Source organism: Streptomyces sp. NBC_00536 (assembly GCF_036346295.1).
Classification (GTDB): Bacteria; Actinomycetota; Actinomycetes; order Streptomycetales; family Streptomycetaceae; genus Streptomyces.
Genome location: NZ_CP107819.1, coordinates 6,687,571 through 6,707,916, shown reverse-complemented (window position 1 = coordinate 6,707,916; position 20,346 = coordinate 6,687,571). Strand labels below are relative to the sequence as shown.

General features: G+C 73.5%; 18 protein-coding genes. 11 read left to right on the top strand and 7 right to left on the bottom strand.

Annotated elements, in window-relative coordinates:
- Positions 1–12 precede the first annotated feature (12 nt).
- The 7 genes from cysC (at position 13) to OHS33_RS28725 (ending at position 6,709) form a co-directional block, all read left to right on the top strand.
- Positions 13–558 (top strand): adenylyl-sulfate kinase, encoded by a 546-nt coding sequence (gene cysC / locus OHS33_RS28755; RefSeq protein WP_330335248.1) that lies wholly within the window; start codon positions 13–15, stop codon positions 556–558.
- Positions 555–1,493, top strand: coding sequence for a sulfate adenylyltransferase subunit CysD (cysD, locus tag OHS33_RS28750; RefSeq protein WP_330333311.1), 939 nt, complete (start codon positions 555–557; stop codon positions 1,491–1,493). Before cysC ends, cysD begins: the two co-directional genes overlap by 4 nt.
- A gap of 1 nt (position 1,494) precedes the next feature.
- Complete coding sequence (locus tag OHS33_RS28745) at positions 1,495–2,838, top strand: sulfate adenylyltransferase subunit 1 (protein ID WP_330333310.1); 1,344 nt, start codon at positions 1,495–1,497, stop codon at positions 2,836–2,838.
- Between the two features lie 223 nt (positions 2,839–3,061).
- Positions 3,062–4,186: an ABC transporter substrate-binding protein gene (locus OHS33_RS28740; protein WP_330335247.1), complete on the top strand. Its 1,125-nt coding sequence runs from the start codon at positions 3,062–3,064 to the stop codon at positions 4,184–4,186.
- Between the two features lie 49 nt (positions 4,187–4,235).
- Positions 4,236–5,036: an ABC transporter ATP-binding protein gene (locus tag OHS33_RS28735; protein WP_330333309.1), complete on the top strand. Its 801-nt coding sequence runs from the start codon at positions 4,236–4,238 to the stop codon at positions 5,034–5,036.
- Positions 5,023–5,934 (top strand): ABC transporter permease, encoded by a 912-nt coding sequence (locus OHS33_RS28730; protein ID WP_330333308.1) that lies wholly within the window; start codon positions 5,023–5,025, stop codon positions 5,932–5,934. Before OHS33_RS28735 ends, OHS33_RS28730 begins: the two co-directional genes overlap by 14 nt.
- A 7-nt stretch (positions 5,935–5,941) precedes the next feature.
- Positions 5,942–6,709 (top strand): sirohydrochlorin chelatase, encoded by a 768-nt coding sequence (locus OHS33_RS28725; protein ID WP_330333307.1) that lies wholly within the window; start codon positions 5,942–5,944, stop codon positions 6,707–6,709.
- Here OHS33_RS28725 and OHS33_RS28720 read toward each other — a convergent pair.
- Positions 6,646–7,338, bottom strand: coding sequence for an HAD family hydrolase (locus OHS33_RS28720; RefSeq protein WP_330333306.1), 693 nt, complete (start codon positions 7,336–7,338; stop codon positions 6,646–6,648). The genes OHS33_RS28725 and OHS33_RS28720 overlap by 64 nt on opposite strands.
- Positions 7,335–8,336, bottom strand: a complete 1,002-nt coding sequence (locus OHS33_RS28715; protein WP_330333305.1) for a ketopantoate reductase family protein — start codon at positions 8,334–8,336, stop codon at positions 7,335–7,337. The genes OHS33_RS28720 and OHS33_RS28715 overlap by 4 nt, the downstream gene beginning before the upstream one ends.
- A gap of 44 nt (positions 8,337–8,380) precedes the next feature.
- Here OHS33_RS28715 and OHS33_RS28710 point away from each other — a divergent pair, with 44 nt between their 5' ends.
- Positions 8,381–9,229 (top strand): aldo/keto reductase, encoded by an 849-nt coding sequence (locus tag OHS33_RS28710; RefSeq protein WP_330333304.1) that lies wholly within the window; start codon positions 8,381–8,383, stop codon positions 9,227–9,229.
- Here OHS33_RS28710 and OHS33_RS28705 read toward each other — a convergent pair.
- Positions 9,226–9,795, bottom strand: coding sequence for a DUF1697 domain-containing protein (locus OHS33_RS28705; RefSeq protein ID WP_330333303.1), 570 nt, complete (start codon positions 9,793–9,795; stop codon positions 9,226–9,228). The two genes, OHS33_RS28710 and OHS33_RS28705, sit on opposite strands and share 4 nt — an antisense overlap.
- A 75-nt stretch (positions 9,796–9,870) precedes the next feature.
- Positions 9,871–10,647, bottom strand: a complete 777-nt coding sequence (locus OHS33_RS28700; protein WP_330333302.1) for a PE-PPE domain-containing protein — start codon at positions 10,645–10,647, stop codon at positions 9,871–9,873.
- A 176-nt stretch (positions 10,648–10,823) separates the two neighbouring features.
- Here OHS33_RS28700 and OHS33_RS28695 point away from each other — a divergent pair, with 176 nt between their 5' ends.
- Both OHS33_RS28695 and OHS33_RS28690 read left to right on the top strand, forming a co-directional pair.
- Positions 10,824–13,355, top strand: coding sequence for a helix-turn-helix domain-containing protein (locus OHS33_RS28695; protein ID WP_330333301.1), 2,532 nt, complete (start codon positions 10,824–10,826; stop codon positions 13,353–13,355).
- Between the two features lie 97 nt (positions 13,356–13,452).
- Positions 13,453–14,307, top strand: coding sequence for a phosphotransferase enzyme family protein (locus OHS33_RS28690; RefSeq protein ID WP_330333300.1), 855 nt, complete (start codon positions 13,453–13,455; stop codon positions 14,305–14,307).
- Between the two features lie 43 nt (positions 14,308–14,350).
- Here the strand turns inward: OHS33_RS28690 and OHS33_RS28685 are convergent, their stop codons facing one another.
- Together OHS33_RS28685 and OHS33_RS28680 are read right to left on the bottom strand one after the other, a co-directional pair.
- Positions 14,351–15,076 carry a 3'-5' exonuclease gene (locus OHS33_RS28685; protein WP_330335246.1) on the bottom strand — a complete coding sequence of 242 codons (726 nt, stop codon included), beginning with the start codon at positions 15,074–15,076 and terminating at the stop codon, positions 14,351–14,353.
- 311 nt (positions 15,077–15,387) lie between these two features.
- On the bottom strand, positions 15,388–16,659 hold the full coding sequence (locus OHS33_RS28680) for an SAV2148 family HEPN domain-containing protein (RefSeq protein WP_330333299.1): 1,272 nt from the start codon (positions 16,657–16,659) through the stop codon (positions 15,388–15,390).
- A 267-nt stretch (positions 16,660–16,926) separates the two neighbouring features.
- Here OHS33_RS28680 and glgX point away from each other — a divergent pair, with 267 nt between their 5' ends.
- Positions 16,927–19,041, top strand: a complete 2,115-nt coding sequence (glgX, locus tag OHS33_RS28675) for a glycogen debranching protein GlgX (protein WP_330333298.1) — start codon at positions 16,927–16,929, stop codon at positions 19,039–19,041.
- On the opposite strand, the gene OHS33_RS28670 is transcribed toward glgX, so the two are convergent.
- Entirely contained in the window at positions 19,026–20,207 is a 1,182-nt protein-coding gene (locus tag OHS33_RS28670; RefSeq protein ID WP_443065365.1) for an MFS transporter, read from the bottom strand. The two genes, glgX and OHS33_RS28670, sit on opposite strands and share 16 nt — an antisense overlap.
- Between the last annotated feature and the right edge of the window lie 139 nt (positions 20,208–20,346).

Sequence of the window (20,346 nt, the reverse complement as noted above, 5' to 3'; positions counted from 1 at the left end):
GAGAACGAGCAGATGAGCGTGAGCGACCAGGGCGCCACGGTGTGGCTGACCGGGCTGCCGAGCGCGGGCAAGACGACCATCGCGTACGCGCTGGCCGAGCGGCTGCGCGGCGAGGGCCACCGGGTGGAGGTGCTCGACGGGGACGAGATCCGCGAGTTCCTCTCCGCCGGGCTGGGCTTCACCCGCGAGGACCGGCACACCAACGTGCAGCGGATCGGCTTCGTCGCCGAACTGCTCGCGAGCAACGGCGTCAAGGCGCTGGTCCCGGTCATCGCTCCGTTCGCGGACAGCCGGGAAGCGGTGCGCAAGCGGCACGCCGCCGAGGGGACGACGTACCTGGAGGTCCATGTGGCCACCCCGGTCGAGGTCTGCTCGGAGCGCGACGTGAAGGGCCTGTACGCCAAGCAGGCGGCGGGCGAGATCTCCGGCCTGACCGGGGTGGACGACCCGTACGAGGCTCCCGAGGCCCCGGACCTGCGGATCGAGTCGCACACCCAGTCCGTGCAGGAGTCCGCGGCGGCACTGTTCGCGCTGCTCAACGAGAGGGGTCTGGCATGACCACCACGGTCGCCCACGTCCACGCCGAGGCGGACGCGCCCTACGCGCTGTCCCACCTGGACGCCCTCGAATCCGAGGCGGTGCACATCTTCCGCGAGGTGGCGGGCGAGTTCGAGAAGCCGGTGATCCTCTTCTCCGGCGGCAAGGACTCGATCGTCATGCTGCACCTGGCGCTCAAGGCGTTCGCGCCCGCGCCGGTCCCCTTCACGCTGCTGCACGTCGACACGGGGCACAACTTCCCCGAGGTGCTGGAGTACCGCGACCGCGCGGTGGCCGAGCACGGACTGCGCCTGCACGTGGCGTCCGTACAGGACTACATCGACGCGGGGAAGCTGCGCGAGCGCCCCGACGGCACCCGCAACCCGCTGCAGACCGTCCCGCTGACCGAGGCGATCCAGCAGCTGCGCTTCGACGCGGTGTTCGGCGGCGGCCGGCGCGACGAGGAGAAGGCCCGCGCCAAGGAGCGGGTGTTCAGCCTCCGCGACGAGTTCTCCCAGTGGGACCCGCGCCGTCAGCGCCCCGAGCTGTGGAACCTCTACAACGGCCGGCACGCGGCCGGTGAGCACGTGCGCGTCTTCCCGCTCTCCAACTGGACCGAGCTGGACGTGTGGCAGTACATCGCCCGCGAGGGCATCGAGCTGCCGGAGATCTACTTCGCCCACGAGCGCGAGGTCTTCCAGCGGCACGGCATGTGGCTGACCGCGGGCGAGTGGGGCGGCCCGAAGGAGGGCGAGGAGACCCAGACGCGGCTGATCCGCTACCGCACCGTCGGCGACATGTCCTGCACCGGCGCCGTCGACTCCGACGCCACCACGCTGGACGCCGTGATCGCCGAGATCGCCGCCTCCCGGCTCACCGAGCGGGGCGCCACCCGCGCCGACGACAAGATGTCCGAGGCCGCGATGGAAGACCGCAAGCGCGAAGGGTACTTCTAACATGACCGCCACCACCGAACCGCTGGCCGACCTGTCGGCCACCACCCTGCTGCGCTTCGCGACCGCCGGATCCGTCGACGACGGCAAGTCCACCCTGGTCGGACGCCTCCTGCACGACTCCAAGTCGATCCTGACCGACCAGCTGGAGGCCGTCGAGGCGGTGTCCGCCCAGCGCGGCCAGGACACCCCCGACCTCGCGCTGCTCACCGACGGCCTGCGGGCCGAGCGCGAGCAGGGCATCACCATCGACGTCGCGTACCGGTACTTCGCCACCGCGCGCCGCCGGTTCATCCTCGCCGACACCCCCGGGCACGTGCAGTACACCCGGAACATGGTCACCGGTGCCTCCACCGCCGACCTGGCCGTGGTGCTGGTCGACGCCCGCAACGGCGTGATCGAGCAGACCCGCCGGCACGCGGCCGTCGCCGCCCTGCTGCGGGTGCCGCACGTGGTCCTGGCCGTCAACAAGATGGACCTGGTCGGCTACGAGGAGAAGGTCTTCGCGGCGATCGCCGAGGAGTTCACCGCCTACGCCTCCGACCTGGGCGTCCCGGAGATCACCGCGATCCCGATCTCCGCGCTGGCCGGGGACAACGTCGTGGAACCCTCCGCGAACATGGACTGGTACGGCGGCCCCACGGTGCTGGAGCACCTGGAGACCGTCCCGGTCAGCCACGACCTCACCGCCTGCCCGGCCCGTTTCCCGGTGCAGTACGTGATCCGTCCGCAGAGCGCCGAGCACCCCGACTACCGCGGCTACGCGGGCCAGATCGCCTCCGGCGTGCTGCGCGTCGGCGAGGCCGTCACCGTCCTGCCGTCCGGCCGTACGAGCACCATCGCGGGGATCGACGCGCTCGGCGAGAGCGTCGACATCGCCTGGGCCCCGCAGTCGGTGACCCTGCGGCTGACGGACGACATCGACATCTCGCGCGGCGACCTGATCGCGCCGTCCGCGAGCGCCCCGGCCACCACGCAGGACGTCGAGGCGACGGTCTGCCACGTGGCCGACCAGCCGCTGTCCGTGGGCGCCCGGGTGCTGCTCAAGCACACCACGCGCACGGTCAAGGCGATCGTCAAGGAGATCCCCTCGCGGCTGACCCTGGACGACCTGTCCCAGCACCCGGCGCCCGGGCAGCTGGTGACCAACGACATCGGCCGCGTGGTCGTCCGTACCGCCGAGCCGCTCGCGCTCGACGCCTACGCCGACTCGCGCCGGACCGGTTCCTTCCTGCTGATCGACCCGGCGGACGGCACCACCCTGGCGGCGGGCATGGCGGGGGCGGCCTTCGCCTCCCGGCCCGAGACCGTCCAGGCTCCCCACGATGACGAAGGGTGGGATTTCTGAGCATGCCGAACGACATGTTCTCGACCTTCGCGAAGGAGGGCGGCCGCGTGGGCAGCGGCGTCCTCGGCAGCGGCCAGGGAGGGGTGGCGCGATGTGCGTGATGACGTACGCGCACCGCATGCGCGCCCACACCCCCCACGAGCTGTACCCGCCCTTGCTCCGCAAACGAAGACGTGCGTCGTGAGACCACGACGCGACGAGAGGAACACCTCCCGTGCCTGCCATCCGTACCACCCGTAAGACCCTGCGCAACGGCGTCATCGCCGCCACCGCCCTGCCCCTGCTGATCGGGGCGCTCGCCTCCTGCGGCTACGGCTCCGAGGCCGCGAAGGACAAGCCCGCCGACAAGCAGGCGAGCGCGGCCCCGGCCGACGCCAAGAAGCTCTCGGCCTCCGAGGTCCGCATCGGCTACTTCCCCAACCTGACGCACGCCACCGCGCTCGTCGGCATCCAGGAAGGCCTGATCGCCAAGGAGCTGAACGGCACCACGATCAAGCCGCAGACCTTCAACGCGGGTCCCTCCGAGATCGAAGCCCTCAACGGCGGCTCTCTCGACATCGGGTTCATCGGCCCCTCCCCGGCCCTCAACGGGTACGTGAAGTCCAAGGGCACCAACCTGCGGATCATCTCCGGCTCCGCCTCCGGCGGCGTGAAGCTGGTCGTGAACCCGGACAAGATCAAGACCCTGGACGACCTCAAGGGCAAGAAGATCGCCACCCCGCAGAAGGGGAACACGCAGGACGTCGCGTTCCTCAACTGGATCGCCGAGAAGGGCTGGAAGGTCGACCCGGAGTCCGGCAAGGGTGACGTCTCCGTCGTCCGCACGGACAACAAGGTCACCCCGGACGCCTTCAAGCAGGGTTCGATCGACGGCGCCTGGGTACCGGAGCCGACGGCCTCCAAGCTCGTGACCGAAGGCGGCAAGGTCCTCCTCGACGAGGGCTCGCTGTGGCCGGAGAACAAGTTCGTGATCACGAACGTCGTCGTGTCGCAGAAGTTCCTCAAGGAGCACCCGGACGTGGTCGAGGCCGTGCTGAGTGGCACGGTGAAGACGAACGCGTGGATCCACGCCAACCAGGACAAGGCGAAGGCCTCCGCCAACGCGGCGCTCAAGGCACTGAGCGGCAAGGAGCTGGAGCCGGCCGTCATCGACCCGGCGTGGCCCAGCATCCTGGTCACCGACGACCCGCTGGCGAGCACGCTGAAGACGGAGTCCGACTGGGCGGTCAAGGCCAAGCTCATCGAGCAGCCCGACCTGGCCGGCATCTACGACCTGTCGCTCCTGAACAAGGTGCTCAAGGCCGCGGGCAAGCCCGAGGTCTCCGACGCCGGTCTCGGCGCCAAGTAACTCCCCCGTCAGCGCAGTTGATCCCCTTGATCCCCAGGAGGTGACGACCATGGCCACCACGCTCGCCAAGGCTGCCGAGGACACCGCAGCGACGACGCCGGCGACGCACGCCGCGCGGATCGAGCACGTCTCGAAGTCCTTCTCCGGCCCGGCCGGTTCGCAGCTCGTCCTGGACGACATCAGCCTCGATGTCGCGCCCGGCGAGTTCGTCACCATCCTGGGGGCCTCGGGGTGCGGTAAGTCCACCCTGCTCAACCTGGTCGCGGGGCTGGACGCGCCGTCCGCGGGGTCGATCGAGACCCCCGGCGGACGGCCCGCCCTGATGTTCCAGGAGCACGCCCTCTTCCCGTGGCTCACCGCGGGCAAGAACATCGAACTCGCCCTGCGGCTGCGCGGGGTGGCCAAGGCCGAGCGCCGTCCGGAGGCGGAGCGGCTGCTGGAGCTGGTCCGCCTCGGCGGCGCGTACGGCAAGCGCGTCCACGAGCTGTCGGGCGGCATGCGCCAGCGCGTGGCGCTCGCCCGGGCGCTGGCCCAGGACAGCCGGCTGCTGCTGATGGACGAGCCGTTCGCGGCGCTGGACGCCATCACCCGCGACGTGCTGCACAACGAGCTGACCCGCATCTGGGCAGAGACGAGCCTTTCCGTCCTCTTCGTGACGCACAACGTCCGCGAGGCCGTACGGCTGGCGCAGCGCGTGGTCCTGCTCTCCTCGCGGCCCGGCCGGGTCGCCAAGGAATGGACCGTCGGCATCCCGCAGCCGCGCCGCATCGAGGACCCGGACGTCGCCGAGCTGTCCGTCGAGATCACTGAACACCTGCGTGGGGAGATCCGCCGCCATGGCCAGCACTGAGATCACCGAACCGGCCGCCAAGGCCGGGGCCAAGGCCACGAGCGACGACCTGGCCGGCCTGGAGGCCGGACTGGACGCGCTCGACGCGGTGCAGACCCACCGCACCCCGGTCCGCGAGGTCCTCGTCAAGAAGGTCCTGCCGCCGGTCGTCGCCGTCGGCCTGGTCCTCGCCGTGTGGCAGATCCTGGTCTCCGCGCACGTCACCGACGCGACCAAGCTGCCCTCGCCGTCCGCGGTGTGGGACGGCCTGTCCGCGATGTGGCTCAAGGGCACCCTGCTGGACGTCATCTGGACCAGCGTGTCGCGCGGTCTGCTCGGCTTCCTGCTGGCCCTGGCCATCGGCACGCCGCTCGGCCTGCTGGTCGCCCGGGTGCGGTTCGTCCGCGCCGCGATCGGCCCGATCCTGCAGGGTCTGCAGTCCCTGCCGTCGGTGGCCTGGGTGCCGCCCGCCGTGATCTGGCTCGGCCTGAACGACTCGATGATGTACGCGGTCATCCTGCTCGGCGCGGTGCCCTCGATCGCCAACGGCCTCGTCGCGGGCCACGACCAGATCCCGCCGCTGTTCCTGCGGGCCGGACGCACCCTGGGCGCCACCGGCCTCAAGGGCACCTGGCACGTGGTCATGCCGGCCTCGCTGCCCGGCTACCTCGCCGGTCTCAAGCAGGGCTGGGCCTTCTCCTGGCGCTCGCTGATGGCCGCCGAGATCATCGCCTCCTCGCCCGACCTGGGCCTGGGCCTGGGCCAGTTGCTGGAGAACGGCCGCAACAACATCGACATGCCCGGGGTGTTCCTCGCGATCATCCTGATCCTGCTCGTCGGCATCGCCATCGACCTGATCATCTTCAGCCCGCTGGAGCGCTGGGTGCTGCGCACCCGCGGTCTGCTGGTCAAGAGCTGACAGCGCCGTGCGTCCCGTTCTGCTGGTCATCGCCCACGGCAGCCGCGACCCGCGGCACGCGGCGACCGTGCACGCCCTCACCGGGCGGGTGCGGGCGCTGCGGCCCGGGCTGCGGGTGGAGACCGCGTTCCTCGACTTCAACGCCCCGTCCGTCCCCCAGGTCCTCTCGGCCCTGTACGCGGACGGGGTGCGGGACGTGGTCGCCCTCCCCCTGCTCCTGACCCGCGCCTTCCACGCGAAGGCGGACGTGCCCGCGGTGCTGGAGCGTTCCCGGGCCGCGCTGCCCGGCCTGTCCGTGCGGGTGGCCGACGTACTCGGCCCCTCGCCCCTGCTGACCGGCGCCCTGGAGCGCCGGCTCGCGGAGGCCGGCCTGCGTCCGGCCGACCGTCCGACCACCGGCGTGGTGCTCGCGTCCGCCGGTTCCTCAGACCCGGAGGCGATCGCGGTGATCGCTGAAATCGCGCGGGAGTGGCGGCACACCGGTTGGTGCGCCGTGCGGCCCGCGTTCGCCTCCGCGGCACTGCCCCGTACGGAAGACGCCGTACGGGCGCTGCGCGCCGAGGGCGCCCGGCGCGTGGTGGTGGCCCCGTACGTGCTGGCCCCCGGGCGGCTGCCGGACCGGATCGCGGCGGGCGCCGCGGCCGCCGGGGCGGACCTGGTGGCCGAGGTGCTCGGCGCCGCCCCCGAGGTGGCCCGGCTGCTGCTGAGCCGCTACGACGCGGCGTCGCTCGCCCCGGCCCGGATCCCGGCCCGGTCCCGGGTACTGTCCGCCTGAGCCGCGCCGCGCGCGAAGGCGAGCGCTAGGATCTCCGGCGCCGCTTCGGCGAGGGTGGTGAAGTGCCGGTGCACGCCGTCCACCGGAGCCGGGGTGTTGACCCCCCAGACCGTCATTCCGGCTGCCAGGCCCGAGCGCACGCCCGAGGGGGCGTCCTCGACCACCAGGCAGTCCCCCGGGTCCGCGCCGAGCAGCTCGGCGGCGCGCAGGTAGGGCGCCGGTGCGGGCTTGCCCTCGGCCACCGCGGCGGCGTCCACGAGCACCCGGGGCAGCGGCAGGCCGGTCCGCTCGAAGCGGCCGCGCACCCGGTGCGCGTAGTTCGAGGTCACCAGCGCCCAGGAGTCCGGCGCGAGCGCCTTCAGCAGGTCCGCCGCGCCGTCGAAGGCTCCGTAGACCCCGGTCCGTACGTCCTCGTCCTCCAGCTCGTGCAGCAGGGCCAGGCAGGCCTGCGGGTCGTGGTCCGGGAGGAGTTCCGCGAAGGTCTCGGTGGGGCGGGTGCGCAGCGCGACCCGGTACACCTCGGCCGGGTCCAGCCCGTACCGCTCGGCCCAAGTGGCCCAGACGCGGCGCTGGTTGGCCACGGCGTCGATCAGGGTGCCGTCCACGTCGAACAGGACGTACGGGCTCACGCGCGGGCCTCCGCCTCGTCGGCGAGGGCGGTGAGGTCGCCGATGCCCATGGCGCCCGGGGGCAGGCTCTCGCGGGCGAAGATGTTGGAGGCGCGGCGCAGCACGTCGTTGACCGGGGTCGGGATCCCGTGCAGCCGCCCCAGCAGGGAGATCTCCCCGTTGAGGTAGTCCGCTTCGATGCTGCCGGTGCCGCGGCGCAGGCTCTGCCAGGACGAGCCGCCGCGCACACCGGGCGGCTGCACGGCCTTGCCGTCGCGCGCCGCCGACTCCTCGGCGGCCGAGGCGTAGCCGATCCCGGCCGCCGCGAAGGCCGCCTTGGCCTCGCGGACCGCCCGCAGCAGCAGCGCGGCCTTGGCGGGGTCCGGCTCGGGGCCGGTGGTGGCCTGGATCGCGTTGCCGAGGTTGCCGAGCAGCTTCGCGTACTTCCAGCGCATCACGTCCTCGGTGACCACCGTCTCGAACCCGGCCCGCTCCAGGTCGGCGCCGATCCGCCGGGCGCGCGCGTCCGCGCCGCCCGCGGCCCGGCCCAGGTGCAGGATCCCGGTGTGCGGGCTGCCGAGGGCGGAGACCGCGCCGGGCTCCAGGAAGCTGGCGGGCAGCCAGACGCACAGTCCGTAGACCCGGTCGAAGCGGCGCAGCGCGAGGCGCTCGCTCTCCACGCCGTTCTGCGCGCAGACCAGCGGCAGCCGCTGGGCGGCGGTGCCGCCGCCGGTGACCTCCGCGTCGCCCCACGCGTCGAGGGCGGCGATGGCGTCCTGGGTCTTGACGGCCAGCAGCAGGACGTCGTCGGGGCGCAGCTCGCCGAGTTCCTCCGGTCCGGTGACCACGGGCAGCCGGTGGACGCGGGTGCCGTCGGCGGTGGTGAGCCGCAGGCCGTCCGCGCGCAGGGCCTCCGCGTGCGGGCCGCGGGCGACGAGGACGGCCTCGCCGCCCGCCTCCGCGAGACGTCCGCCGATGGTGGCCCCGATGGCGCCCGCTCCGATGATGATGTAACGCATGGGGCGAGCCTGGCACACCACGTGTACTGCGTTACGGTCGGGGCATGGTGGACACGGTGTTCAGTCTGGGTGGGGACCTGCCGGTGCGCCGGCTCGGCTTCGGTACGGGCGGCCTGGTCGGCCCCGGGTACTGGGGGCCGCGCGGGGACCGGGAGCAGGCACGGGCGCTGCTGCGCACGGCGGTGGAGCGCGGGGTCGGCCTCATCGACACCGCCGACAACTACGGCCCGGATCTGGCCGAGGAGCTGATCGCGGAGGCCCTGTACCCGTACGCCGACGGCCTGGTCATCGCCACGAAGGGCGGGGTGGTGCGCACGGGCCCCGACGAGTGGCACGTCGCGGGGCGGCCGGAGCAGTTGCGGGCGGCGTGCGAGGCGAGTCTGCGGCGGCTGCGGGTGGACCGGATCGACCTCTACCAGCTGCACCGCTTCGATCCGGCACTGCCGGAGGCCGAACAGCTGGGCGTACTGGCGCAGTTGCGCGCGGAGGGCAAGATCCGGCACATCGGCCTGGACAGCGTGAGCGCCGACCAGCTGGCGCTGGCCCTGGAATCGGAGCCGGTGGCCTCCGTCCAGAACGCCTTCCACCTGCTGGACCGTTCGGCCGCGCCGCTGCTCGCGCTGTGCGAGGCCGAGGGGATCGCCTTCCTCCCCTACTACCCGCTGGGCAGCGGTGCGCTGACCCGCGACGGGTCGGCGGCACTGGCGGCGGTGGCCGCCGCGCACGGGGCCGGGCCGGGGCAGATCGCCCTGGCCTGGCTGCTGCACCGCTCGCCGGTGCTGTGCCCGACGCCGGGCACGGGGTCGCCCGTACACCTGGCGGAGAACCTGGACGCGGCCGCGATCGAGCTGTCCCCGGCGGAGCTGGCCCTGCTGGACGCGCTCGCCGCCTAGCCTTCCGGTGGGTGCTCGGCGGTGAGTTCGACGAGTTTGGCGACCGTGTTCCAGTTGCGGGTGGTGACGTCGAGACCCTTGACCACGGCCGGGCGGGCCAGTGCCTCGCCCAGCTTCGAACGGCCGAGGCCCTCGGGGGCGTAGAGGTAGATCACCCGGTCGCCGACCCGGAACTCCTCCGGGAGGAAGGCGTCTTCGTCGAGCGCGGCGAAGCGTTCCGCCGCGGGCTGCTCGGACGTGAAGGTGACGTGCAGCTGCTTGCCCTCCAGGGTGGCGGCGGGGAAGGGGCAGGCGGCGGCCACGGCCCGCAGGTGCGCGCCGTCGACCACCAGGCAGGGGACGCGGAAGCCGAAGTGGCCCTCGATGGCCGCCTCCAGCTCGCGGGCGAGGACGTCTTCGGACGCGGTCCGGTCCGTGGTGAAGACGGCGTTGCCGCTCTGCAGGTAGGTCTGGACATCCGTGTGGCCGAGCCCCGCCAGGACCTGGCGCAGCTCGGCCATCGGGACCTTCTTGTGCCCGCCGACATTGATGCCGCGCAGCAGGGCGGCGTACGTCCGTGTGGTCATCCCCGAACCATAGGCGCGGGCACTGACACCGCCGTGCTCCGGACCGTCCGGATCGTCCGGATCAGGTCGTTCCGGTCAGGCCGCCGGGTACCAGACGGTGCCGCTGCTGCCGTGGTTCGCGAGGGTGGTCTCGATGATGCTGCCTTCCTGGAAGTACCGCGGGTGCTGCTGGAGGAAGCCGGGGAAGGAGTCCAGGGAGGTCGCGTCGCACACGCCGTCGGTCTGGATGCAGTGGCGCTGGACCGGGACGCCGGTGAACTCCTCCGGGCCGGTACCGGGCGAATACGCCACGAACGGAATGAGGGTCCCCTCGGGCACCAGATGCCAGAAGCCGGTGCCGGGCTGCATCGGGTCGGAGTAGAGCATGCCGTCGACCTGTGAACGGGGCACCTCGGTGCCGTTGGCGGCGATCGTCTGGAGGAGCAGGTCGCCGACCCAGGCGCCCTGGGAGTAGCCCGCGATCGTGAAGGTCGCCGTGGGGTCCGCGCGGTAGGTGCTCTCCAGTGCGGCCCGGGCGTTCCAGTAGCCCTGGTTCACGCTGTCGCCGAAGCTCGGCGCGAACGGGGCGGGCTGCTCGTTGTGGCTGCCGACGAACGGGCCGCCGCTGGCCACGTAGCAGACGGGAACCGCGATGCCGCCGTTCAGGTGCTCGTTCGCGGCCTGGAAGCTCGTGGTGCATTCGGGTTCGTCCGCGGCCGCTCCGGTGCCGCCGATCTCGATGTAGTAGTGGTGCGCCGCCGGTTCGGCGTGCGCGGCGGCCGGTGCGACGGCCGCGGCGGCGAGCACCAGGGCCGTCGAGGCGAGGACTGACTTGAGACGGCGGGCGAGCGTCTGCCGCTTGGTGGTGGACATTCCGGTCGGCTCCCTCGGTACGGGTGGGGCGCCGCGTCGGTGCGGCGACCGGCACTCATCGTGGAGTCGGCGCTGGTCGGCGGACCATGCCAACGACCGGCCATATCTGGCCGATCGCCCGCACCAGGCGTTTTGCCGGTGATCCGGCCGGACATCTGACACGGATGGAAGATCAAGTGACCGGCCGGCTGGGCGCATTGCTCCGCGGACTGCGGCTCGAAGCGGGACTGACGCAGGAGCAGCTGGCCGAGCGGTCCCGGCTGGGGGTGCGGACCATCCACCGGCTGGAGACCGGTACGCCGACCGATGCGCGGATGGGAACGGTGAAGCGGGCCGCGCACGCGCTGGCCGACGCGCTGCGGCGCGACCGCGAACAGGTCTGGGCGGAGCTGATGGCGGCCCGGCAGGGCCCGGGCCCGGTGGCGGGGGCCGATCCCGCGGGGGCCGACCCCGCGCGGGCCGACCCCGCGGTGCCCGGGCCCGTGGCCGCGCCGGGCGTTCCCGTACCGGCGGCGCGTGCGCCCGTACCCGTACCCCTGCCCGTACCCCCGCCGGCGCGGCCGGGGTCGCCGGACGGGGACGCCCTGGCCGGGGTCGCCGGGGTGCTGGCCCACGACGTGTACGGCCGCTGCGTCCGCGAGGAGGAACAGCGCCGCGTCCACGACCCGTTCCCGCTGCCCGTGCGGTTCCGGTCGGCGCCCGAACGGCTGCTGGACCACTGGGACAACATCCACGGCGGGCCGGACGGCTCCCCCGATGAGGCGCTGGACGGCGGGCTGGCCGACATCGCCGCCGTCTACCGGCGCGTGCGGTCGGGGCGGCTGGTCGTGCTCGGCCGGGCCGGCTCCGGCAAGACGGTCCTGGTCCTGCGGTTCGTCCTCGACTACGTGGGCACGCGCGCCGAAGGCGAGCCCGTACCGGTGGTCTTCAGCATCGGATCGTGGGACCCGACCGGCACCACCCTGCGCGACTGGCTGATCGAGCGGCTGCTGCGGGACCACCCGAACCTCGCGGCGCCCGCGCCCGGCGGCGGGGCGCTGGCCGCCGCCCTGGTGGACGCCCGGTGGATCCTGCCGGTGCTCGACGGGTTCGACGAGATCGCCCCCGGGCTCCTCGGCCTCGCCCTGCGCGAACTCAACGCGAGCGCGCTGCCGCTCCTCATGACCAGCCGGACCGAGCAGTTCGCCGAAGCCGTCGAGATCGAGGTGTTCCGCAGGACCGCCGGGATCTCGCTGATGGACCTGACGACCGACGACCTGGCCCACTACCTGCCCCGCACGGCGCGCCCCACCGCACCGGCCGGCCGGGACGCGCAGGCCGTCCGGACGCGGGCCGCCACCGGATGGGACCCCGTCCTGGACCGGCTGCGCACGGACCCGGGCGACGGGCCCGGCGCCCGCCTCGCGGCGGTGCTCAGCACCCCGCTGATGATCCTGCTCGCCCGCACCGTCTACAGCGACACCCCGGCCCAGGACCCGGCCGTCCTGCTGGACACCCGCCGGTTCCCGACCGCGGAGGCGATCGAGGAGCACCTGCTGGCCGGCTTCGTGCCGACCGTCTACCGCCACCGCCCGCCGACCGCCGCTCTCCCCGGAGCCCGGCGCGGGCGGCGGCCCCGCACCTGGGACCCGCACCGCGCCCGGCACTACCTGGGCCACCTCGCCGCGCACCTGGACGACCGGCACGAGCGGCACGGGCGGAACGGGCGCCATGCGCTCCAGGACCTGGCGTGGTGGCAGTTGCGCGATTCCCTGCGGCTGTCCTCGCGCATCGTGGCCGTCGTCCTCGCCTGCTCCCTGGTCACCGCCGTCGCCGACTGGCTGGTCTTCCCGGCCGTCAATCTGGCCGCGGGCCGCGGCGCCGTCTTCGCGCTGGGCGCGGGCCTGCTGGACGCGCTGCTGTTCGGCCCCGCGGTCGGCCTCTCCTTCGGGCTCGTCTACGCGCTCGTGTCGGCGTCCGGGATCAGGGCGTTCGAGCCGTCCCGGATGAGGATGCGGCTGCCCCGGGGACGGGCCGGACGGGGGCGGGCCGGGCGGGGGCGGCGGGCCGCCGGACCGTCCGCCCGCCGGTTCGCCGCCCTGTTCTCGGCCGGTCTGCTGGGCGGCTTCGTGATGGGCCTCGGCTGCGGGCTCGCCTCCACCGCGGGCCCGTGGCTGACCACCGCGCACCGGGCGCCCGACGCGGCGCTGATCGGGGTGACAGCCGTCAACTCCCTGGTGTACGGGCTCGTCTTCGGCCTGGCCGGGGGCCTGGTGCTCGGTCTCGTGGCCGCCCTGGAGACGCCCATCGACCTGGGCTCCGCCGCCACCCCGACGGACCTCCTCGCGATCAACCGCAGCGTCGTGGTGCGCCAGGCCCTGTTCCTGGCGCCGATGCTGACCCTGGTGATCGCCGTCGGCGGGCGGCTGATCACCGAACTGTTCCAGGGGTTCCTCGGCCCCCTCGCCTGGCCCATGGCCGACGGGCTCGCGCTCGGCGCCGTCGGCGGGCTCGCGGGGGCGCTCTCGTACGCCCTGGCCTTCACCGCCTGGGGGCAGTGGGTGCTCCTCACCCGCATCTGGCTGCCCCTGACCGGCCGGCTCCCCTGGGCGACGGTCGCCTTCCTCGACGACGCCTACCGGCGCGGTGTCCTGCGCCAGGTCGGCGCCGTCTACCAGTTCCGCCACGCCCGCCTCCAACGCCAGCTGCGCGGCCGCCCCGTCGGCTGAGCGGCGTGCGGCGCGCGGCGGGATGCGAGACTTGGCCCGTTCACGACGATGCGTACCGCAGCGATGCGTACGGGACCGGGAAGAGCGGCAGGACGGCATGGACGAGGCACGGGCCAGGGACGTACTGACGGCGGCGGGCCTCGGCCGGAAGGCCGAACTGCTCGCCCTGGGCGAGAACGCGGTGTTCGCCGAGGGCGACCTGGTGGTGAAGGTCGGCCGCCCGGATCCGGCGCTGGTGGCCCGGGCGGAGCGGGAGCTGGAGGTGGCGGGCTGGCTCGCCGGGGCCGGGATCGCGGCGGTCCGCGCGGCCGAGCCGGCGCCCCGGCTGGTCGAGGGCCATCCGGTCACCCTGTGGCACCGCCTCCCCGACGCCGTACGCCCGGCCGGACCGGCCGATCTGGCCGCCCTGCTGCGCCGGGTGCACGCCCTGCCCGCACCCCCCTTCGACCTCGCGCGCCGGGACCTGCTGGGCGGGGTCGAGCGCTGGCTGCGGCTGGCCGGTGACGCGATCGACCCCGAGGACGCGGCGTACCTGCGGGCCCGCCGCGACGGCTACGCGGCCGAGGTCGCCGCCCTCACCCCGCACCTGCCCCCGGGCCCGATCCACGGGGACGCGCTCCCCCGCAACGTCCACGTCGGCCCGGACGGGCCGGTCCTGGTCGACCTGGAGACCTTCGCGCTGGACCTGCGGGAGCACGACCTGGTGGTGATGGCCCTCTCCCGCGACCGGTACGGCCTGCCCGCGGAGTCCTACGACGCCTTCGTCGGGGCGTACGGCTGGGACGTGCGCGCCTGGGACGGCTGCGCGGTGCTGCGCGGGGCGCGGGAGACGGCGAGCTGCGCCTGGGTCTCCCAGCACGCCCCGACCAACCCGAAGGCCCTGGCGGAATTCCGTCGCCGTGTCGCCTCGCTGCGCGACCACGACCCCGAGGTCCGCTGGCACCCCTTCTGAGCGACCCGGACGCCCTCCCCTGCCCCGCCCCGGCCGTAGGGCCTCAGCCCCCGGCCGGTATCAGTGCCCGCAGCGGCCACGCCGTGTCGATCACCGCGTCCGGGGTGCCCTCGCGGCGCAGGTAGGCCTCGAAGTCCCGGGCCCAGCGCGCGTGCCAGGTGCCCTGCCGGGTGTGCAGTTCGCCCGGGGCCAGGGCGGCCACCTCGGGGTGGCGGGCCGCTATCGCCCGGGCCACCTGCACCGCGGCCAGCGCGTCCGCGCCCGCGTCGTGGGCGTCCTCCAGGGTGACCCCGTACACCCCGCACACCGCTTCCAGGGTCCGCTTTCCGCGCCGGTAGCGGTCCACGGCCCGGTCGATGGTCAGCGGGTCCACCACCGGCCCGGTCTCCGGTCCGCCCAGCCGCTCGGCCAGGGAGGGCAGCCCGTACCGGGCGAGTTCGGCCGAGAGCATGGTCAGGTCGAAGGCCGCGTTGTAGGCGACGACCACCGCGCCCCGCTCCCAGTGCTCCACCAGTGCCGCCGCGACCTCATCGGCGACCTCCCGCGCCGGGCGGCCCTCGCGGACCGCGTGCTCGGTGCTGATCCCGTGGATCGCCGAGGCCTCCTCCGGGATCGGTATGCCCGGGTCCGCGAGCCAGCCGCGCCGCCCGTGCACCGTCCCGGCGCGCACCTCGATCAGCGCCGCCGTCACGATCCGCGAAGCCCCCGGCTCCGTGCCGGTCGTCTCCAGGTCGAATCCGATCAGCACACCGCCGTGCCAGTCCCCCATGCCGTGGTCGTCCTCCACCCCGTGCCCCTCCCCCGTACACATCCGGTCAACGGCTTTCAGCCTGTCACGCGGCACTGACAGTCCGGTCCCCGGGGTGATGGGGCCGCCTCAGCCTCGCCGGCGTTTGAGGCGCCCCCGGAGGGGAGTGCGGGCGGGAGGCCGGATTCGGCCTGCGGCTGCTCTTCGCCTCCGGCGGGCCCTCAAACGCCGGGCAGGCTGGGTTTGCCCCCGGGCGGGACCGACGCAGGTCAGGCGGGCTGGGTTTGCCCCGGGCGGGACCGACGCAGGTCAGGCGAGCAGGCTGGGTTGTGTCACGACACCGGCCGGGAGTCCTCCCACACCGACTCGAATTCCTCCCGGTAGGTCGTGAACAGCCCGTGGTCCGCGTCGCGCGGCACCCCCCGGCCGCCGCCGCGCAGCACCAGGACCGGGGCCTCCATCCCGCGCGCCCGGCGCAGGTAGGACTGGACGACCGCGATGCCCGAGGATTCGCCCTCCACCAGGTAGGCCGTGAAGCGCGGGGTCTCGTCGAAGACGTGGATCTCGAAGCGGGAGGGGTCCCGAAGCCCCGCCCGGACCCGTCGCACGTGGAGGATGTTCATCTCCACCGAGCGGCTCAGTTCCCCCTTGCGCAGCCCCAGCTCGCGCTCGCGCCGCTTGACGGCGCTGCTCGCCGGGTTGAGGAAGAGCAGCCGCACCCGGCAGCCCGCCTCGGTGAGCCGGACGAGTCTTCGGCCCGAGTAGTTCTGGACGAGCAGGTTCAGGCCTATCCCGATGGCGTCGAGGCGGCGGGCCCCGCCGAACAGGTCCTCGGCCGGGAGCTGGCGCTGGAGCCGCACCCGGTCGGGGTGGACGGAGATGACGTCGGCGTACCGGTCGCCGACCAGGTCCTCGACGGCGTCGATCGGCAGCCGGTCGGCCGACGGGCTGCCCGCGCCGCCGCCGAGGACGTCGAGCAGGCGCGCCGAGGCCCGTTCGGCCTGTTCGAGCACCGGGCGGGACAGGGCCCGGTTGCGGGAGACCACGTTGCGCGTGACCTCCAGCTCGTCGAGGGCCTGCTCGATCTCGCGCCGGTCGTCGAAGTACGGCTCGAAGCAGGGCCAGTGCTGGACCATCAGCTCCCGCAGCTGCGGCAGGGTCAGGAAGCTCAGCACGTTGTCGTCGGCCGAGTCGAGCAGGTAGCCCTTGCGGCGGCTGACCTCGCGGACGGCGACGGCGCGCTGCACCCACTCCTGCCCGGCCGGCCCGGCGGCCGCGACCACCCAGTCGTCCTGGCCGTGCACGGGTTCGTAGATCGGCCGGAGCACCGCCCCGACCACGGCCCGCAGCCGCTGTTCGATCAGGTTGAGCCAAATGTAGGCCCGGCCCGCGCGCTGGGCCCGGGTGCGGACCTCGCTCCACGCGTCCGCGCCCCAGTCCAGCTCGGCCCCGGTCCGGGCACTCCCCGCACTTCCGGTCTCCGCCGGACCCGCCAGGGAGACCGCCCCGGCCGCCGCGCCGCCGGGTACACCCCCCGGAGCGTCCGCCGGACCGCCCTCGTGACCGCTGTCACCAGGGGGAAGCTCCAGACCTCCCGAGCTCACCCGCGCACCGCCTCCCGCTTCTGGATCGCCCGCCTCCAACGATCAAGGAAGGGTATCCCGCGCGCACGGCCCGGTGCAGCCGGATGGCCCGTACACCGGCCCCCCGTTGACCCATTATCCGATGCGCGCATGGTCCGCTGACCCGCATATCGGCTCTACGGCGTCACCCGGTAGGACCCTCCCAAGTCCCCGCGTACCTCCGCTCTTTCGGGGAAGATCTGGCGGAGACGTAGTCCGACGCCGGATCAGATTGGAAGAGTCGCATCTATGCAGGTCTGGCCAGGACAGGCGTATCCCCTGGGTGCCACCTATGACGGGGCGGGCACCAATTTCGCGGTCTATTCCGAGGCCGCACGGCGCATCGAGCTGTGCCTGCTCCACGACGACGGCTCGGAGACGGCCGTCGAACTGCGCGAGACGGACGCCTTCGTCCGGCACGCCTATCTGCCCGGGGTGATGCCGGGGCAGCGCTACGGCTTCCGGGTGCACGGCCCGTACGAGCCCGAGCGCGGGCAGCGCTGCAACCCGGCCAAGCTGCTGCTGGACCCGTACGCGCGGGCCATCAGCGGCTCGGTCGACTGGGGCGAGCAGGTGTACGGCTACCACTTCGGGCGGCCCGATTCGCGCAACGACCTGGACTCCGCGCCGCGCACGATGACCTCGGTCGTGGTGAACCCGTACTTCGACTGGGCCAACGACCGGCCGCCGCGGACCGAGTACCACCACACGGTGCTGTACGAGGCCCACGTCAAGGGACTGACCATGCGTCATCCCGATCTCCCCGAGGAACTGCGCGGGACGTACGCCGCCCTCGCCCACCCGGCGGTCATCGGGCACCTGACCAAGCTGGGGGTGACGGCGCTGGAGCTGATGCCGGTGCACCAGTCGGTCAACGACCACCGGCTGTTCAACGACGGGCTCAGCAATTACTGGGGCTACAACACCATCGGGTTCTTCGCCCCGCACAACGGCTACGCCTCCGGGGACCGGGGCCAGCAGGTGCTGGAGTTCAAGTCGGCGGTGCGGGCCCTGCACGAGGCGGGCATCGAGGTGATCCTCGACGTGGTCTACAACCACACCGCCGAGGGCAACCACCTGGGGCCGACCCTGTCCTTCCGGGGCCTGGACAACGCGTCCTACTACCGGCTCGGGGAGGACGCCCGCTACTACACGGACACCACCGGCACCGGGAACTCGCTGCTCATGCGGTCCCCGCACGTCCTCCAGCTGATCATGGACTCGCTGCGCTACTGGGTCACCGAGATGCATGTGGACGGGTTCCGCTTCGACCTGGCGGCGACCCTGGCCCGCCAGTTCCACGAGGTGGACCGGCTCTCCTCGTTCTTCGACCTGGTCCAGCAGGACCCGGTGGTCAGCCAGGTGAAGCTGATCGCCGAGCCCTGGGACCTGGGCGAGGGCGGCTACCAGGTGGGCAACTTCCCGCCGCTGTGGACCGAGTGGAACGGCAAGTACCGCGACACCGTCCGGGACCTGTGGCGCGGCCAGCCGCGCACGCTCGCCGAGTTCGCGGGGCGGCTCACCGGCTCCTCCGACCTCTACCAGGACGACGGCCGCCGCCCGCTCGCCTCGATCAACTTCGCCACCTGTCACGACGGTTTCACCCTGCACGACCTGGTCTCCTACAACGACAAGCACAACGAGGCCAACCGGGAGGGCAACCGGGACGGCGAGAGCCACAACCGGTCCTGGAACTGCGGGGCCGAGGGGCCCACGGAGGATCCCGAGGTGCTGGAGCTGCGCGCCCGCCAGATGCGCAACTTCGTGGCCACGCTGATGCTGTCGCAGGGCGTGCCGATGCTGAGCCACGGCGACGAGTTCGCCCGCAGCCAGGGCGGCAACAACAACGCCTACTGCCAGGACAACGAGCTGTCCTGGGTGACCTGGCCGGAGCCGGGCAAACCGGCGCCCGGGCTGCTGGAGTTCACCCGGCAGATGGTGTGGCTGCGGCGCGACCACCCGGTGTTCCGGCGGCGCCGGTTCTTCCACGGGCGGCCGGTCGAGGGGACCGACGACGAGCTGTCGGACATCGCCTGGTTCACCCCGCACGGCGAGCCGATGCGGGCGCGCGACTGGCAGGCCCAGCACGCGAGGGCGCTGACGGTGTTCCTGAACGGGGAGGCGATCTCCGAGCCGGGGACCCGCGGCGAGCGGATCACCGACGACTCGTTCCTGCTGATGTTCAACGCGGGCGCGGACCCGCAGGACTTCGCGGTCCCGGCGGGGCACGGCGCGCGCTGGCGCCTGGTCGTGGACACGGCGCGGGCGGACGTACTGCCACCCGGCACCGGGCCCCAGTACGGGGCCGGTGACCGGGTGGCGCTGACGGGACGGAGTCTGGTGGTGCTTCAGCGCCCGGCGTAGGACCCGCGCGGGGCGGCGGGCGCGGCGGGCGCGGCGGCCGCCCCGGCCGGGTGGGTACGGGCGGCGGGCACCCGGGAGAGGAGGGCGATGGCCAGGCACAGCGCGGCCGCGCCCACGGCGACCGCGAAGGCTCCGGCGGGCCCGTACCACTCGGCGAGCCGCCCGGAGACGGCGAGGGCGGCGGCCTGTCCGGCGACCAGCGAGCTGGCGGCGAAGGCCATCGACTCGGCGAGCCGGCCGGGCGCCACCGCGCGCTCGGTCAGGGCGAAGGCTGTGATCAGGTGGGGTGCGTAGGCCGCGCCGAGGACGGTGACGACGGCGTACAGGCTCCAGAGGCTGTCGACGGCCAGGAGCGGGGCGGACAGCACGAGGGCGGCCGCGGTGGCCACCCGCCAGCGCAGCCGCAGCCCGAACCGGGCGGGCAGCGCGCCCAGCGAGAGGCCGACGACCGCGCTGACCACGCCCATCGCGGCGTACACGATCCCGGCCTGGCCGGGGGCGCCGAGGCGCTCGGTCAGCGAGGCGATCCCCGCCTGGCAGGCGCCGAACATGGCGCCCTGGAGCGCGAGCGAGCCCCGGACGGCGTACACGATCCGGGGGTGGCGGGGGCGGCCGGCCTTCGCGGCGCGGGCGGGCGCGGGCGATCCGGCCGTGACGGCGGCGGTCGGGTGCAGGGCGTAGGCGCTGCCGAAGGCGACGACGAGGACGGCGGCGCCCACGAGGGCCACCGCCGGGTGCGCGACGAGGACGGCGAGCCCGACGAGGGCCGGGCCGAAGACGAACGACACCTCGTCCAGGGTGCCTTCGAGGGAGTGGACGGCCCCGATCACGCTCTCGTCGGCCCCGGCGCGGTGCGCGAGGGCGACCGAGCGGGTCCGGGCGAGCGGGCCGATCAGGGGTATGGAGGCCCCGGTGACGGCTCCGATCGCGGCGAGCGGGACCGTATCGAGGCCTGCGAGGGCTCCGGCGACCAGCGCGCCGGTGGCGAGGGCGTTGACGGCGGCCGCGGCCAGGACGACGGGCCGCTGGCCGTGGCGGTCGGCGAGGCGGCCCAGCAGCGGGCCGCACACCACCTGGCCCGCGGAGAGCGCGCCGCCGACGATGCCCGCGGTGGCGAGGGAGCCGCTGGTCTGGACGACCAGCAGGACGCTCCCGAACTGGGACATGGCGACGGGAAGACGGGCGAAGAAGGATACGAGCGGCAGGAGGGGCCCGGTGAGGGCGATGACTTTTCGATAGGTGTCGACGGTTCCAAACACCTGAGGAACGTTAACCCGGCGCAGTCACCCGGATGCATTGGGTCAT